General features: G+C 72.6%; 13 protein-coding genes. 5 read left to right on the plus strand and 8 right to left on the minus strand.

The window, feature by feature from the left end:
• Positions 1 to 110 precede the first annotated feature (110 nt).
• A complete protein-coding gene (locus ACZ4WZ_RS30125) occupies positions 111 to 932 on the minus strand; it encodes a DUF3626 domain-containing protein (RefSeq protein ID WP_467895483.1) in 822 nt (273 codons plus the stop codon).
• A gap of 41 nt (positions 933 to 973) precedes the next feature.
• Here ACZ4WZ_RS30125 and ACZ4WZ_RS30130 point away from each other — a divergent pair, with 41 nt between their 5' ends.
• Positions 974 to 1,519 (plus strand): GNAT family N-acetyltransferase, encoded by a 546-nt coding sequence (locus ACZ4WZ_RS30130; protein WP_467895486.1) that lies wholly within the window; start codon positions 974 to 976, stop codon positions 1,517 to 1,519.
• Positions 1,520 to 1,536: 17 nt separating this feature from the next.
• On the opposite strand, the gene ACZ4WZ_RS30135 is transcribed toward ACZ4WZ_RS30130, so the two are convergent.
• The 7 genes from ACZ4WZ_RS30135 to ACZ4WZ_RS30165 form a co-directional block, all read right to left on the minus strand.
• Complete coding sequence (locus ACZ4WZ_RS30135) at positions 1,537 to 3,219, minus strand: type VI secretion protein (protein WP_467895489.1); 1,683 nt, start codon at positions 3,217 to 3,219, stop codon at positions 1,537 to 1,539.
• Positions 3,220 to 3,221: 2 nt separating this feature from the next.
• Positions 3,222 to 4,640 carry an ATP-binding protein gene (locus ACZ4WZ_RS30140; protein ID WP_388945844.1) on the minus strand — a complete coding sequence of 473 codons (1,419 nt, stop codon included), beginning with the start codon at positions 4,638 to 4,640 and terminating at the stop codon, positions 3,222 to 3,224.
• A gap of 19 nt (positions 4,641 to 4,659) precedes the next feature.
• A complete protein-coding gene (locus ACZ4WZ_RS30145) occupies positions 4,660 to 6,219 on the minus strand; it encodes an SCO6880 family protein (protein WP_467895492.1) in 1,560 nt (519 codons plus the stop codon).
• A complete protein-coding gene (locus ACZ4WZ_RS30150) occupies positions 6,216 to 7,598 on the minus strand; it encodes a hypothetical protein (protein WP_467895495.1) in 1,383 nt (460 codons plus the stop codon). The genes ACZ4WZ_RS30145 and ACZ4WZ_RS30150 overlap by 4 nt, the downstream gene beginning before the upstream one ends.
• Positions 7,588 to 8,427 (minus strand): DUF8175 domain-containg protein, encoded by an 840-nt coding sequence (locus tag ACZ4WZ_RS30155; RefSeq protein WP_467895498.1) that lies wholly within the window; start codon positions 8,425 to 8,427, stop codon positions 7,588 to 7,590. The genes ACZ4WZ_RS30150 and ACZ4WZ_RS30155 overlap by 11 nt, the downstream gene beginning before the upstream one ends.
• Before the next feature lie 102 nt (positions 8,428 to 8,529).
• Positions 8,530 to 8,838, minus strand: a complete 309-nt coding sequence (locus ACZ4WZ_RS30160; RefSeq protein ID WP_008742356.1) for a hypothetical protein — start codon at positions 8,836 to 8,838, stop codon at positions 8,530 to 8,532.
• A gap of 345 nt (positions 8,839 to 9,183) precedes the next feature.
• A complete protein-coding gene (locus ACZ4WZ_RS30165; RefSeq protein ID WP_467895501.1) occupies positions 9,184 to 10,002 on the minus strand; it encodes a pentapeptide repeat-containing protein in 819 nt (272 codons plus the stop codon).
• Positions 10,003 to 10,060: 58 nt separating this feature from the next.
• Here ACZ4WZ_RS30165 and ACZ4WZ_RS30170 point away from each other — a divergent pair, with 58 nt between their 5' ends.
• Genes ACZ4WZ_RS30170 through ACZ4WZ_RS30185 form a run of 4 tightly spaced genes read left to right on the plus strand, consistent with a single transcriptional unit; the run spans position 10,061 to position 14,391 of the window.
• The gene (locus ACZ4WZ_RS30170; protein WP_388945857.1) at positions 10,061 to 10,669 is read left to right on the plus strand and encodes a LysE family translocator; all 609 of its coding nucleotides are present in this window, start codon (positions 10,061 to 10,063) and stop codon (positions 10,667 to 10,669) included.
• 50 nt (positions 10,670 to 10,719) lie between these two features.
• The gene (locus ACZ4WZ_RS30175; RefSeq protein WP_467895504.1) at positions 10,720 to 11,511 is read left to right on the plus strand and encodes a thioesterase family protein; all 792 of its coding nucleotides are present in this window, start codon (positions 10,720 to 10,722) and stop codon (positions 11,509 to 11,511) included.
• A gap of 49 nt (positions 11,512 to 11,560) precedes the next feature.
• Complete coding sequence (locus tag ACZ4WZ_RS30180) at positions 11,561 to 13,312, plus strand: serine/threonine-protein kinase (RefSeq protein ID WP_467895507.1); 1,752 nt, start codon at positions 11,561 to 11,563, stop codon at positions 13,310 to 13,312.
• 59 nt (positions 13,313 to 13,371) lie between these two features.
• A complete protein-coding gene (locus tag ACZ4WZ_RS30185) occupies positions 13,372 to 14,391 on the plus strand; it encodes a C40 family peptidase (RefSeq protein WP_467895510.1) in 1,020 nt (339 codons plus the stop codon).
• Positions 14,392 to 14,502: the final 111 nt, after the last annotated feature.

Below are 14,502 nucleotides of genomic sequence, written 5' to 3' on the forward strand. Positions count from 1 at the left end.
GCAGGGGGGACCCTGTGGGAGAGTAGGACGCCGCCGAACAATCATTGTGGGAAAGCCCCGCACCTTCTGGTGCGGGGCTTTTCTGCGTTTACGGGGCTTTACGCGGGTCTTTATGCCTGAGAGCCGAAACGGGCCAGGTAGTGCCAGACGCGCTTCAGGGCCTGCTCGTCGTAACGGCCCGTGCGGGCGGCCTCGCCGAGGATGCGCGGGGTGAGGACGTCGCCGACGGCGAGGGCGCAGCCGAGGTCGACGAAGTCCTGGCCGCGGTAGTCCGGGTGACGGCGGAGTTCGGTGACCGTGAGGCGGAAGCCCGGGTGCCATTCCGTGGGGCAGGGGAGCTTCGCGGCGGCGGCTTCGACCTCGGTGTCGCGGTAGCTGGGGTCGAGGACGAGGGCCGCGACGTCGTGGTCCAGCCGTACCGGGGTGTGGACCTGGGCCTCGATGTAGTCGTCGAGCGCGTCCTGGTCGTCGGCCAGGGCCAGGGGGATCAGCGACATGCGGTCGGCCACGCCGAAGGACTCGGGCTCCAGGTAGCTGTCCGGGTAGCAGAAGGTGGTGCGGGCCAGGGTTTCCGGGCGGAGACGGAAGTGGGCGGATCCGAAGCGGGGAGCGGCGCCGGCCGGGTTGTGGCGGAAGTTGAGGGCGCCGTACACCGGGCGGCCCTCGGCGGGCGCGTCGTCGTAGGCGCCGCCGAAGATACGGCTCTCCCAGTGCCAGCGGGCACCGCCGGGGCGGGCGGTGAGGCCGCCGTTGCTGGTGCCCGTCACGAACTGCGAGCGGTAGACGCCCTCCTCGGCCAGAGCGGTGAGGATCGGCCGGTCGTCGCTGACGCGGTCCGGGTGGAAGTTGAGCGTGACCGTGAGGGCCGGGTCCAAAGGGGGGCCGGAGGAGAGGGCGGTGACGTGGGCGAGCGCCCGGGCGTGCGGATGCATGGGTGCAGTGTGCACCAAGCGGGTCGCTAGGATCCGCGATTATGGATCAGTACGTGGTGCGGGCCGTACGGGCCGACGAGTGGCAGCGGGTCAAGGCGTTGAGGCTCGACGCCCTGCGGGACCCGGCGGCGCCGGTGGCGTTCCTGGAGACGCTGGAGCAGGCGGAGGAACGGCCGGACGAGTTCTGGCAGGCCCGGGCGCGGGGGGCCTCGCACGGGCGGGTCGCGCGGCAGTTCGTCGCGGAGGGGCCCGACGGGGAGTGGGACGGGTCGGTGAGCGTGCTCGTCGAGGAGGAGGGGAGCACCGACTTCTTCGGCCTGCCCGTGGAGAAGCACCAGGCGCATGTCGTGGGGGTGTTCGTACGGAAAGGGCGGCGGGGTAAGGGGCTCGCCGAGGCGCTGTTCACGGCCGCTGTGGAGTGGGCGCGGGGGCTGGAGGCGCCGGTGCCGGAGCGCATACGGCTCTTCGTGCACGAGGAGAACCTGCGTGCGGCCGCCTTCTACCGGCGGTTCGGGTTCGTGGCGAGCGGGCGCGTGGTGGAGCTGGAGTCGGGGGCCGAGGAGCGCGAGTACGTCCTCGAGCGGTGAAGCGGGGTCCGGTGGCGTCAGCGGGGCGGGTCCAGGGGGACGTTCGGCCAGCGGGAGCGGGCCTGTTCGCGGCTGCGGCAGAGCGCCAGCAGGGGGAGGGCCTCGTCGTGGAGGAGGTCCGGGAGCTGGGGGAGCGGGGCGACGGCCGCCACGTCCTCCAGGACCAGGGTCAGTGGTGGGTCGAGCCGGCCGTGGGATGACCGTGCGGCCATGCGGCGGCCGTGCTCGACCACGTCTGCGGCGAGTGCGGTCAGAAGGGGCATCGCACCCGGGTGGGTGCGGGGGTCCTCCAGGGGTTCGCCCAGCACGTAAAGGGTGCCCCCTTCGGCGGCGAACGATGCCAGGGTGAGGGAATCCGTACGGTTCGGGTTGCAGGCCTCGCGGATGTGGATCGAGGTCAGGCAGGACAGGGCGCGGGCCGTCAGCTGCTGGGCCTGGTCGCGGCGTTCGGGGTGTGCGGTGAGCGCGCTCTCGAGTTCACCGGCCGCGCCGGCAGCGGCCCGGGGGTGGGTGCGCAGGGTGCGGACCGGGTCCTGGGCGCTGTTGCCCTGGGCCCAGCGGGCCAGGTGCTTGAAGGGGAGGCCGTCGAGGGCGGCGGCCTGGAGCCAGCTGCGCAGGAGGGTCTCGGCGGTGTCGGCGACGGCGCTGTCCAGGCGGGCCTGGGGGCGTACGGGGGCCAGCAGGGCGACCGCCCGGGCGGCGGCGGTGTCGCGGTCGGCGCAGCCGTCGGCGGGGTTCCAGTGCATCCGGGCCGGGGTGTCGCACAGGTGCGAGGGGTCGTAGAGGAGGACCGGCCCGAGTTTCGCCCGCGCGTCCTTGGTTTCCGACCACAGTGCGGGGGACGAGGTGACCACCAGGGCGGCGCCCTCGGCGGCGGAGAGGGCCTGGGCGGCGAGGCGGTGGCGTTCGGCCGGGCCGCCGTAGGCGAGGCGGGGGGCCGGGGCGGTCGACGGTGCCGGGGCGTAGCCGAACCCATAGCGGTAGGCGTCCCCGGCCGGTGCGGGGGCCTGGCCGGCGGTGGTGTAGCGGGCCGGGGTCGGCTTCCGGGGCGGGCTGGCCGGTGCGGGTACGGGCGCCGGTGCCGGGGCGGAGACCGGGGCGTGCGCGGCGGGTGCGGCCGTTGCCCGGGCCGGGGCGTGTGCCGGGCCGGGGAGCGGGGTCCGGCCCCCGGGGGCGGGGGGTGCCGGTGCCGGGCCGGGGTGACCCGGTGCGGTCGCCGCCGGTGCCGAGGCGTGGGCGCGGGGGTCGCCCGGCACCTGGCCCGGCGGCGCGGTCGGTGCCGGGGCCTGGGCAGGGGCGGGGTCGGGGCCGGTGTCGCCCGGCTGGTGTCCGGCGCGGGCGCGGCGGGCCTTCGTACGGGCCACGACGCCCATGGTGAAGATCGTCAGGACCAGTAGGACCAGCAGCTGGCTGATGAACAGGCCCCAGAAGAGCCCCCATCCGGGGAGGGCCGCCGGGTCGGTGTCGGGCCAGGCCCCCGCGAGGTCGTGGGGTTGCGTTATCAGGGCCCGGACGGCTTCCGGGGTGCGGGTGAAGGTGACGGTGTCCGGCCAGGCGCCCTTGGTGAAGAGGGCGGCGAGGCCGGTGGCCGACCAGACCAGGACGGCGAGGCCGAGGAGGAAGGCCAGGAGGCCGACGAGGACCCCGTCGGGGACGCCGCCGGCGCGCGCGGGGGGTTCCGTACGTCTCGCGTCGGGCATGGTCAGGCCACCGTGGTCGCTGATCCGGGGCCGGAGCCCCGCTGGCGTTCGATGTACAGGGCTCGTTCCTCCGCTTCGAGTTCGGCGGCCAGCAGTTCGTCGGGGAGCTGCTCGGGGGTGGAGGACTCGGTCATCGCGCGGTCGGTGTAGACGAGGGGGCGTTCGGTTTCGGTGATCAGGTGTTTGACGACCTGGACGTTGCCGTTGACGTCCCAGACGGCGATGCCGGGGGTGAGGGTGGGGATGATTTCCACGGCCCAGCGGGGCAGGCCGAGGACGCGTCCGGTGGCGCGGGCCTCGTCGGCCTTCTGGGCGTAGATGGTGCGGGTGGAGGCCATTTTGAGGATGGCGGCGGCCTCGCGCGCGGCGGCGCCGTCGACGACGTCGGAGAGGTGGTGGACGACGGCGACGAAGGAGAGGCCGAGGCGGCGGCCGAACTTGAGGAGGCGCTGGAAGAGCTGGGCGACGAAGGGGCTGTTGATGATGTGCCAGGCCTCTTCGACGAGGAAGATGCGCTTCTTGCGGTCCGGCCGGATCCAGGTGTGTTCCAGCCACACGCCGACGATCGCCATGAGGATGGGCATGGCGATGGAGTTGCGGTCGATGTGGGAGAGGTCGAAGACGATCAGCGGGGCGTCGAGGTCGATGCCGACGGTGGTGGGGCCGTCGAACATGCCGCGCAGGTCGCCGTCGACGAGGCGGTCGAGGACGAGGGCCACGTCGAGGCCCCAGGCCCGGACGTCGTCTATGTCGACGTTCATGGCCAGCGCCGATTCGGCTTCGGGGTGGCGCAGCTGTTCCACGATGTCGGTGAGGACGGGCTGGCGGTCCTGGATGGTCTCGACGACGTAGGCGTGGGCGACCTTGAGGGCGAAGCCGGAGCGTTCGTCGAGGCCGTGGCCCATGGCGACTTCGATGATGGTGCGGAGCAGCGCGAGCTGTCCGGTCGTGGTGATCGCCGGGTCGAGGGGGTTGAGGCGGATCCCGTCGTCGTTGGCGGCGACGGGGTCCAGGCGGATGGGGGTTATCCCCAGCTGCTGGGCGATGAGGTTCCATTCGCCGACGCCGTCCTCGCCCTGGGCGTCGAGGACGACGACCTGCCGGTCGCGGAAGCGGAGCTGGCGCAGGACGTACGTCTTCTCGAGCGCCGACTTGCCGTTGCCGGACTCGCCGAGGACGAGCCAGTGGGGGGCGGGGAGCTGCTGGCCGTAGAGCTGGAAGGGGTCGTAGATGTAGCCCTTGCCGCTGTAGACCTCGCGGCCGATGATCACGCCGGAGTCGCCGAGGCCGGGGGCGGCGGTGGGCAGGTAGACGGCCTGGGCCTGGCCGGTGGAGGTGCGGACGGGCAGGCGGGTGGTCTCGACCTTGCCGAAGAGGAAGCTGGTGAAGGCGTCCGTCAGCGCGGACATGGGATCTCGCATGGGCGGCACTTCCCTCCAGCTAGCGTCGGATGCCGGTGGCGAACGGCAAGGTGTTGACGAAGGCGCGGTGGTGCTCGCGGTCGCACCATTCGAGCTTCAGGTAGGACTTGCCGGCGGAGGCGCGGATGGTGCGCTTGTCGCGGGCGAGGGCCTCGGGTGAACGCGAGGACACCGTGATGTACCCGACGAGGTTGACTCCGGCAGCGCCGCTGGCGAGATCTTCACCCCTCTGGTCGAGGCGGCCGTGGGCGGCGATGTCGCGGGGGTCGACGGTGCGGTTCATCTTGGCGGCGCGGGAGGCGTCGGCCTCGTCGTTGGTCTTCTCGGTGAGCATGCGCTCGATGGCGATCTCGGTGGGTTCGAGGTCCATGGTGACGGCGACGGTGCGGATGACGTCCGGGGTGTGGACGAGGAGGGGGGCGAGGAAGTTGACGCCGACCGGGGTCATCGGCCATTCCTTCACCCAGGCGGTGGCGTGGCACCAGGGGGCGCGGGTGGAGGATTCGCGGGTCTTGGCCTGGAGGTAGGTGGGCTCCACGGCGTCGAGTTCCGCCGGCCAGGCGTTGCGCTTGGTCATGGCCTGGATGTGGTCGATGGGGTGGTCCGGATCGTACATGGAGTGCACGAGGGAGGACAGGCGTCCCTGGCCGAGGGGCTGCCGGACGCGGATGTCGGCTTCGGCGAGGCGGGCGCAGATGTCGGTGAGCTCGCGGGCCATGACGATGGCGAGGCCGGAGTCGCGGTCGAGCTTGCGGCCCTTGTGGCCGCCGGCGCGGGCGATGGCGTTGGCTTCGGCGGCGAGCTCGCGGGTGTAGTGCATGCAGGCGACGAGGTAGGCGCGGTGCTGCTCCGAGGAGGTGGAGACCATCGACTGGAGCTGGTCGTAGGAGTCGCGCAGCCAGGCCGGGGCGTGGGTGTCTCCGCGCTGGGCGACGTCCTTGGCGTGGGCGTCGGGGTCGGCGGGGAGGGTGCGGGCGAGCATCTGGATGCGGGTGACGAAGCCGTCGCCGTTGGCGACGTGCTTGAGGAGGGTGCCGAAGCGGTCGACGAGGGCTTCCTGGTCCTCGCTGTCGCGCAGGCCGACGCCGGGGCCCTCGATCTCGATGGCGGCCGTGACGGTTCTGCGGTCGGCGTGCAGGAGGACGGCGATCTCGTCGGGGCCGAAGGGGGCGGCGAGCCAGTTGATGCGGCCGATGCCGGGGGGCGGGCCGACCTCGACCTCGCGGCCGTCGATGGCGCGGGTGCCGGCTTCGACGGCGCCCGATCGGTACGTCGTACCGCGCCGCAGGATGCGCTTGTAGCTGCGGCTGATCTCGAACCACCGGTAGAAGGTGCGGCCCTTGTAGGGGACGTACACGGCGGCGAGGGCGAGCAGGGGGAAGCCGACGAGGCTGACGATGCGCAGGGTGAGGTGGGGGACGAGCAGTCCGCTCATCATGCCGAAGAAGGCGCCGGTGATGATCAGTGCGATTTCGCCGGTTTCGCGGTTCTTGCCGACGATCGCGTTCGGCCGGGCCCGGCCGATGAGATACGTACGGCGGGGCGCGACCGGGTGGAGCTGGTGGGACTGGGACGTCAACGCCCGTCACCTCCTGTGTTCCTCGTACTCGAGCCAGTGCGGGGCGGGGGTGCGGCGGGGGGGACGTTCCCGCCGCCGGATCCGCTGCCGGAGCGGCGGCTGCTGTGGGCGGCCATGCCTCCGGAGATCTGGTTGGCGTCGCCGCCGCCGGTGTTGCCGCCGGTGGCGCGGTGGGAGCCGCCGCGGCTGCTGTGGGTCTTGATGCCCTGGGAGACGAGGGAGGCCGGGGAGCTGATGACGGCTGCGGCCTGGGCGCCGTCGGTGGCCTTGGAACGGTTGGTGCGGGCGGCGGCGATCTCGTCGCCGAAGCCGGGGACGAAGCGGTAGATCATCGCCGAGGCGAAGATCGCCAGGAGGATGATGGCGAGGCCGGAGACGACGGCGGAGAAGGCGTTGGGGCCCTTGTCGCCGGCGAGGGCTCCGGCGAGGCCGAGGACGATCACGATGACCGGTTTCACGAGGATGACCGCGATCATGATGCCGGCCCAGCGGCGGACGTGGCCCCACATGTTGCGGTCGACGAGTCCGGCGTAGACGACGGTGCCGAGGAGGGCGCCGACGTAGAGCAGGGCGGCGCGGATGACGAGCTCCAGCCAGAGCACTCCGGCGGCCAGGACGGTGACGAGGGAGACGACGACCAGCATGATCGGGCCGCCGCCGATGTCCTCGCCCTTCTTGAGGGCTTCGGCGAAGGAGCCGAAGAAGACGTCGGTCTGGCTGCCGGTGGCGGCGGCGATGACCTCGGTGATGCCGTCGGTGGCGGAGACGACGGTGTAGAGGATCAGCGGGGTGAAGGCGGAGGCGAGGACGGTCAGCCAGAGGAAGCCGATGGCCTCGGAGAGGGCGGTGCTGAGGGGGACGCCGCGGATGGCGCGCTTGGCGACGGCCAGCAGCCACAGGACGAGGGTCAGGACGGTGGAGGCGGCGAAGACGACGGCGTACTGCTGGAGGAAGGCGGGGTTGGTGAAGTCGACGTTGGCGGTGCTCTTGACCGCTTCGCTGAGCTTGCCGACGATCCAGGCGGCGGCGTCGGCGCAGCCCTTGGCGAGGGAGGCGAGGGGGTTGATGGCGTCCGGGGGGCTGTTCGGCGAGAGGCCGGTGCCGGGTGCGGTGCCGGGGGTGTTGCCGACCTGGCGTTCGCAGTCCTCCTTGAGCGGGCCGATGACGCCTTCGCACTTGGAGGGTGACGGGGTGGCGGAGGGTGAGCCCGAGGGGGTGCCCGACGGGGTCGGGGTCGGGCTGGGGGCGGCGTAGGCCCGGGCGGACAGCAGGACGAGCGCCGTCTGTACGGCGGCCAGGGCGGCGGCGGTACGGGCGGCCGCGCCGCGCGGTGCCCGGCTGGTCCTCGTACCGCTGTCGGGGCGGCGGCTACCGGGCATAGGTGAACCCTCCGAACTCCTGGACGGCCTTGCTGATGTCGTCGGACGTGGAGGCGGGGACGTCGCCGGGGACCGGGGCGGGGCCGTCCTGCTGGCTGTCGGAGGCGACCTTCCAGCCGTCCGCGGTCCAGGTCAGTTCGAAGGTCCAGGTCTTCCAGGTGGTGCGGACCGGGCTGGTGGACTTGGGGCCGGACATGCCGACGAGGCCGGTGTACCAGACCGCGATCTTGGCGGTGGTGGGGCTGTAGCCCTCGACGCGGGTGCCGACGGGGACGGCGCGGGTGACGAAGGTGCTGCCCTGCGGGGCGTTGCCGTTCGCGTCGAGTCCGAGGGTGGCGAGGAACGCGGGGGAGTACGCCGCGTCCTGGGTGCCCTTGCGCCGTGCCGCGGCCTCGGGGGTGTAGATGCCGTCCACGAGCGCGTGCCGGACGTCCTTCTTGAGCATGCCGTCGGAGCCGAGGGCCACCGTGTAGTTGGCGGCCGCCGACTGGGCGCCCTGCTCGTCGTGGGCGAAGCCCGAGGGGATGCCGGCCGCCTTGCCGGTGACCGGGGCGGTTCCGGTGGGGGCGGTGGAGTCGGCGGCCGGGGGCTTGTCGGAGGACGGGGAGGCGTCGGGCGGGGGGTCCTGGGACCGGTTCGCGAACGCGATGGCGGCGATCAGCAGGACCACCACCCCGACCACGGTGATCAGGCCGCGGGAGGAGCGGGGGTTGCGGCGCGGGCCGCCGTACGCCTCGGAGGGCAGGTCCGGGAGCCGGGTGCGGGTCTGGCCCGTGCCGCCGACCTCGGCGTGGCCGCTGCCGCCGCCGTACTGGTCGTCGTTGCTCATTGCGTGTCCGCCCCCTCCGCGTCGTACGACGGTAGCGCTCGTTTCCGCTCAGGCGCGGTGTGGTGATTCCTCATCAGGGTGCGGCCGGGTGCGGCGATCCGGCTAGACGGCCATCCCGTAGACGATGGTGAAGAGGGTGCCGAGGGAGCCGATGATGAAGACGCCGGTGAGGCCGGCCACGATCAGGCCCTTGCCCTGTTCGGCGCTGAAGGTGTCGCGCAGGGCGGTCGCGCCGATGCGCTGCTTGGCGGCGCCCCAGATGGCGATGCCGAGGCAGAGGAGGATCGCGACGGCCATGACCACCTCGATCATGACCTTCGCTTCGTTGCCGAGGCTGCCGAACGGCCCCCAGTTCGGGGCGATTCCGCCGATGATGGTGGTGATGTCGCCCTTTTCAGCTGCCAGGATCATGTAACTCACCGCCCCTGTAAGGGTAGTTCCGGTAGCCCGTGCCCGACGGCAGGGGTCACGCACTATCTTCGCTGATGAAACCGGCGCCGTCGTCGACTTGGCCGGTCTCTTTACCCGTTCTCTCGGCCCGCGCCCCGTATGCGCACCCTGAGCAGGTCACTCTGTGTATCACGGGGGGTGACCCCGGGCAATGATTGTCGGCCCGCCGTGCGCGGGGCCTTCCGAGGGCTGGCCGTTCGGACTAACCGGGGGAGTCCGGGGCAGCGGGGGAGCGTACGGAGGCGCGGGGGGCGCATCGGCGCCGGGCGGGCGCCGGAGGGATCGGCGGTGTGTGCGGGCGGCGTGTTACGCGGGGAGCCAGTGCGCGGGGCGGGTGAGGTGTGCGGGGATGCGGGTGGCGGGGTTGCCGCGGGCGGCGCCCAGCTGGGGCTGGGTGAGGAAGAGGGTGTCGCGCAGGTCGGCGCCGCGCAGGTCGGCGTCGCGGAAGTCCGCGCCGATCAGGTCGGCGCCGCGCAGGTCGGCGCGGCTGAGGTCGGCGGCTATCAGGTAGGCGCCGCGCAGGTTGGCCCCGCGCAGGTCGGCGCCGCGGAGGCGGGCGCCCATCAGGTCGGCGCCGCGGTGGTTCTTCTTGCGGCCGGGCGTCTTGGCGCGGACCAGCTCGCTGGTCTCGAGGAGCAGGGCGTTGATCTCCTGGCGCAGGGCCGGGACGTCGAGGGCGGTGAGGGTGGCGGCGTCGGCGCGGGTGAGGGCCTCGGTCCTGGCGAGGGCCGTGCGCAGGGCCGGGTGGAGGGGGGCGGCCGCGGGGCGGGTGAGCGCCTCGGCGGTGTAGAAGAGCAGTTCGTGCAGCTGCCGCATGACCGGGAAGGCCTCGAACATGGCCTCGCGGGTCTCGGGGTGGGTGCGCCAGTCGCGGCCCTCGAAGGTGACCTGGGAGATCTGCTGGCCGGCGCCGAAGCAGTCGAAGACGGTGCAGCCCTGGAACCCTTCGTCGCGCAGCCGGGTGTGGATGCCGCAGCGGAAGTCCTGCCGGAGGTTCTCGCAGGGGGTGCCGGCGGTCTTGTTTGCGGCGAAGTCGGCGGACTTGGCGAAGGGCAGCGCGACGCAGCACAGGGCGAAGCAGGTGGAGCAGTCGGCCTGGAGGAGGGGCAGTGGGGTGGTGGACACCCTTCCATTGTGACCGGAGCGTCTTGATCCGTCGGGAGGGGGCGGCGAGCATCCGTACATGACAGAAGTGATCGCAGTTGCCGTCATCACCCTGCTCGCCGTGATCAGTCCCGGTGCGGACTTCGCGATGGTGGTCAGGAACAGTTATCTGTACGGGCGGCCGACGGGCCTGTTCGCGGCGGCGGGAGTCGCGGCCGGGGTGCTGGTGCACGTGTCGTACACGATGCTCGGGGTCGGTCTGCTGATCGCCTCGTCGACCGCCCTGTTCACGGCGATCAAGCTGGCGGGCGCGGCGTACCTGGTGTGGATCGGCATCCGTACCTTCCGGGCGCGGGCGGAGCTGACCGTGGACCTGGAGTCGAAGCCGGGGCTGACGCGGGCGGGGGCGCTGCGGTCGGGGTTCTTGACCAATGTGCTGAATCCCAAGACGACGCTGTTCGTGGTGTCCACGTTCACCCAGGTGGTCAACCCGGACACCTCGGCGTGGCAGCAGGCGGGGTACGGGCTGTTCATGTCGGCGGCGCACCTGGTGTGGTTCGGGGCGGTGGCGCTGTTCTTCTCCGATTCGCGGCTGCGGGACCGGATGCTGCGGGCGCAGAAGACGCTGAACCGGGCGATCGGGTCGGTGCTGGTGGGGCTGGGGGTCGGGCTGGGTTTCGCGCGCTGAGCCGTGCCGGGTCTGGCATCCCGGGTTACCTGTGGGTAACGTGCCGGGGCATGGATGCTGAGGACGGGTTCTACGAGCGGCTCGGCGAGGGCCGCTTCCTGGCCACGGAGGCGACGCGCGGGCCGTGGGACCCGGGCTCCCAGCACGCCGGACCGCCGGCCGCGCTGCTGGGGCGGGCCGTCGAGGAACGGCCCGGTGCGCGGGCGGACATGAGGATCGCCCGGATCACGTACGAGATCCTGCGCCCGGTGCCGATCGGGGAGCTGGAGGTGACCGCCTCGGTGCTGCGGGCCGGGCGCGGCACCGAGCTGGTCGAGGCGGCCCTCGCCCCGGCGGGCGGGCCGCCGGTGATGCTGGCGCGGGCGCTGCGGATCCGGGTGTCCGGGGAGCCGGTGCCGGCGGTGGTCCCGGCGGCGGTGGTGCCGCCGCCCGGGGAGGTGGGGGTGACGCCGTTCTTTCCCGTGCCGTGGGAGACGGGCTACCACTCCTCGGTGGAGACCCGCTTCACGGAGGGCGCCTTCGCCGAGCGGGGGCCGGGGACCTGCTGGATGCGGATGCGGGTGCCGCTCGTGGCGGGGGAGGAGGTCCGGCCGTTGGACCGGGTGCTGGTGGCCGCCGACTCGGGCAACGGGATCAGCGCGGTGATGGACTTCGGCCGGTTCGTCTTCGTCAACGGGGACCTCACCGTCCACCTGCACCGCCATCCGGTGGGCGAGTGGGTGTGCGTGGAGGCCCGTACGAGCGTGGACGCGGCGGGGATCGGCCTCGCGGACTCCCGCCTGCACGACGAGAAGGGGCCGGTCGGGCGGGGCGCGCAGAGCCTGTTCGTGGCCCCCCGCTGAAGCCAACCCCCGTTTCCCGCGGGGAAGTCGGTATGGCACCCTCGACCGGATGGAGGCCCTGAGAGAGACCGACCCCGCCCACATAGGGGCGCACACGCTGTTGGCCCGGCTGGGGGCCGGAGGCATGGGGCAGGTGTATCTCGGGCGGTCCCCGGGCGGCCGCCTGGTGGCCATCAAGGTGATCAAGGACGAGATCACCGGGCACCCTGAGGCCCTCGCGCGGTTCCGCCGGGAGGCCGAGACGGTGCGCGCGGTGCGGTCGGCCTACACCGCGAACCTGATCGACGCCTCGCTGGCGGCCCCGCCGTACTGGCTGGCCACCGAGTACGTGGCCGGGCCGACGCTCAGTCACGCGGTGGGCGGCTTCGGCGCCCTGCCCGCCGACTCCTGCCGCAGGCTGTTCGCCGCGCTGGCGGAGGGCCTGGCGAGCGTGCACGCGTACGGGGTCACGCACCGGGACCTCAAGCCGCAGAACGTCATCCTGGGCGCGCAGGGGCCGCAGCTCATCGACTTCGGGATCGCCAAGGGCGTGGCCGAGACGGCCCTGACGCAGGCCGGCACCGCCCCGGGCACCCCCGGCTACACGGCCCCCGAGGTGCTGCTGCGCGGCGAGGTGGCGGACGCGGCGGACGTCTTCGCCCTGGGCGCCACCCTCGCGTACGCGGCCACCGGGCGGTCCCCGTACGGCACCGGCGAGCCGACGGCGGTCAACTTCCGCGCGGCGCACGGCGAGATCGACGTCGAGGGCGTGGAGCCGGAACTGGCCGCGCTGATCAGGGCCTGCGTGGCGAAGGAGCCGGGCGGGCGGCCCGCCCTGGCCGAGGTCATCCGCCGCTGCGCGGTGGACGCGGCGCTGGTCGACGACCCGGTGTACGCGGCCCTGACGGCCGCCGGCGGCGGGGCGGCGCGGGTGCCGGCGCTGCCGTCGACCATCGGTCCGGGGCTCGGCGCCGCCGGTTCCGGGTACGTGCCGACGTACGTACCGGCGGCGGCCCCGGTGCCCGCCGGTACGGGCGCCCGCCGGGCCCCGCGCTGGGCGCTGGCGGCCGTCGCCGGGCTGGTGGCGGGGGGACTCGTCGCGGGCGGGTACCTGATGAGCGGGAACGGCAAGGGCGAGGAGGCCGGCGGAGGGGGGCGGGCCGCCGCCCCGCCGGGCGGCGCCGGGGCCTCCTCGGCCGCGCCGGGCGGCGCCGGGCCTTCCGCGGCCGCGCCGTCCTCCGCCGGGCAGCCGGCTGCGAGCCCGGCCGCCCCGGCCGGGGCCGGCGTGCCGGGCGCCGTGCCCGACCACATCGAGCCGAACAAGGTGTCGCGGGACCTGTGGAGCAGCAGTACGGGCGGCTGCAACCTGCCCAACGAGGAGCGGGCGGAGTTCCTGCTGGCGTCCGTCGTCGACGCCGACGATCCGCAGGCGCCGACGGTCTCGGGCAAGGTCAGGATCCGGGTCTTCCTGAAGCAGCACAACACGGAGAAGGGCACCTACGCCGTCTCCGTGGGCGTGAAACCGCCGCACGAGATCGACGAGAGCACCCGGCGGCCCTTCGAGGCGGTCCGCGACTACAACCACAGCATCGGCTACACGAGCCGGCCGGTCGACCTCAAGAATCCGGCGACCGGCGGTTCGGTGGAGCTCACGTATCCGGACGACTTCGTCACGGAGCTCGTGGACAACGCGGGGACGCGGAAGAAGTTCCCGGGCATCCCGACCGCCAACGATCCCGGCGACTGGACCGTGCTGGTCTACCGGGTCCGTGGGGTCCAGGAGTACAGCAGTGTCTACTGCACCGGCTTTCCGGTGAAATAGTGCCGGAACTGACTGGCGAATGCGCTGTCAGGCGGGCCGTCATGAGGCAGTGTTGACGGGTGCGCAAGTTCTGGATGGCGAGCGGGATCGGGATCGGCGTGTGCCTGACCTTCGTCGCGCTGCTGGTCGTCGGCACCTACTCGGCGGCGGCGGGCATCGCGAGCGGTGCCCGGCAGGGCGCGGTCGGGCTGGTGAAGGGCGCGGTGCCGGCGGTCTACCAGCCACTGGTGGAGAAGTGGGGAAACCTTTGCCCCGCGCTCAATCCGGCGCTGCTGGCGGCCCAGTTGTACACCGAGAGCCACTGGAAGCCCGACGCGATCAGCCATGCCGACGCGCGGGGCATCGCCCAGTTCATCCCGGAGACCTGGGCCACGTACGGGGTCGACGGCGACGGTGACGGGGACCGCGACATCTGGGACCCGAGGGACGCCATCCCCTCGGCGGCCACCTACGACTGCCAGCTCGCCAAGGACGTCGCGGGGGTGCCGGGCGACCGGTCCGACAACATGCTGGCCGCCTACAACGCCGGCCCCTACCGCGTCATCAAGGCGGGGGGCGTGCCGCCGATCAGCGAGACCCAGGGCTACGTGAAGGCCATCCGCTCCCTGGAGAAGAGCTTCGCGCGGCCCGTTGCCCGGCTCGCGCCCTCCCAGCAGGCCAGCGGCGCCATGTACTTCGCGCAGAAGCAGCTCGGGACGCCGTACCTGTGGGGCGGCAACGGGACGGCCGACCAGGACGGGCGGTTCGACTGCTCCGGGCTGACCAAGGCGGCGTACGAGAGCGTGGGGATCGAGCTGCCGCGCGTGGCCAACGACCAGTACAACGCCGGGTCGCACCCCTCGCGCGAGGAGCTGCTCCCCGGTGATCTGGTTTTCTTCTCCGACGATCTGACGAACTCTCGGGAGATCCGCCACGTCGGGATGTACGTGGGGGGCGGCTACATGATCAACGCCCCGTACACCGGCGCGGTCATCCGTTTCGACAAGATCGACACCCCTGACTACTTCGGAGCGACCCGGGTGACCAAGGATGGTGCCGCGGCCCTTCCGGAGCCGGCCGGGACGGCTCCCAAGTCTTAGTGACTCTCCGTGAAGCCGAGGCCCTGAGCTGCGACGACGAGTCACTCTTGGATAACGTTGGAGTGATCATTCGGTGGAGGGTGGAACGTCCCAGGCAGAACGGGCGTTCCA

This window comes from Streptomyces sp. NPDC029122 (assembly GCF_055569445.1).

What these genes read in the sequence shown, in the direction of transcription:
- ACZ4WZ_RS30125 (WP_467895483.1), bottom strand. Translation starts at nt 932, where the DNA reads ATGCATCCGCACGCCCGGGCGCTCGCCCACGTCACCGCCCTCTCCTCC.
- ACZ4WZ_RS30130 (WP_467895486.1), top strand. Translation starts at nt 974, where the DNA reads ATGGATCAGTACGTGGTGCGGGCCGTACGGGCCGACGAGTGGCAGCGG.
- ACZ4WZ_RS30135 (WP_467895489.1), bottom strand. Translation starts at nt 3,219, where the DNA reads ATGCCCGACGCGAGACGTACGGAACCCCCCGCGCGCGCCGGCGGCGTC.
- ACZ4WZ_RS30140 (WP_388945844.1), bottom strand. Translation starts at nt 4,640, where the DNA reads ATGCGAGATCCCATGTCCGCGCTGACGGACGCCTTCACCAGCTTCCTC.
- ACZ4WZ_RS30150 (WP_467895495.1), bottom strand. Translation starts at nt 7,598, where the DNA reads ATGCCCGGTAGCCGCCGCCCCGACAGCGGTACGAGGACCAGCCGGGCA.
- ACZ4WZ_RS30155 (WP_467895498.1), bottom strand. Translation starts at nt 8,427, where the DNA reads ATGAGCAACGACGACCAGTACGGCGGCGGCAGCGGCCACGCCGAGGTC.
- ACZ4WZ_RS30160 (WP_008742356.1), bottom strand. Translation starts at nt 8,838, where the DNA reads ATGATCCTGGCAGCTGAAAAGGGCGACATCACCACCATCATCGGCGGA.
- ACZ4WZ_RS30170 (WP_388945857.1), top strand. Translation starts at nt 10,061, where the DNA reads ATGACAGAAGTGATCGCAGTTGCCGTCATCACCCTGCTCGCCGTGATC.
- ACZ4WZ_RS30175 (WP_467895504.1), top strand. Translation starts at nt 10,720, where the DNA reads ATGGATGCTGAGGACGGGTTCTACGAGCGGCTCGGCGAGGGCCGCTTC.
- ACZ4WZ_RS30180 (WP_467895507.1), top strand. Translation starts at nt 11,561, where the DNA reads ATGGAGGCCCTGAGAGAGACCGACCCCGCCCACATAGGGGCGCACACG.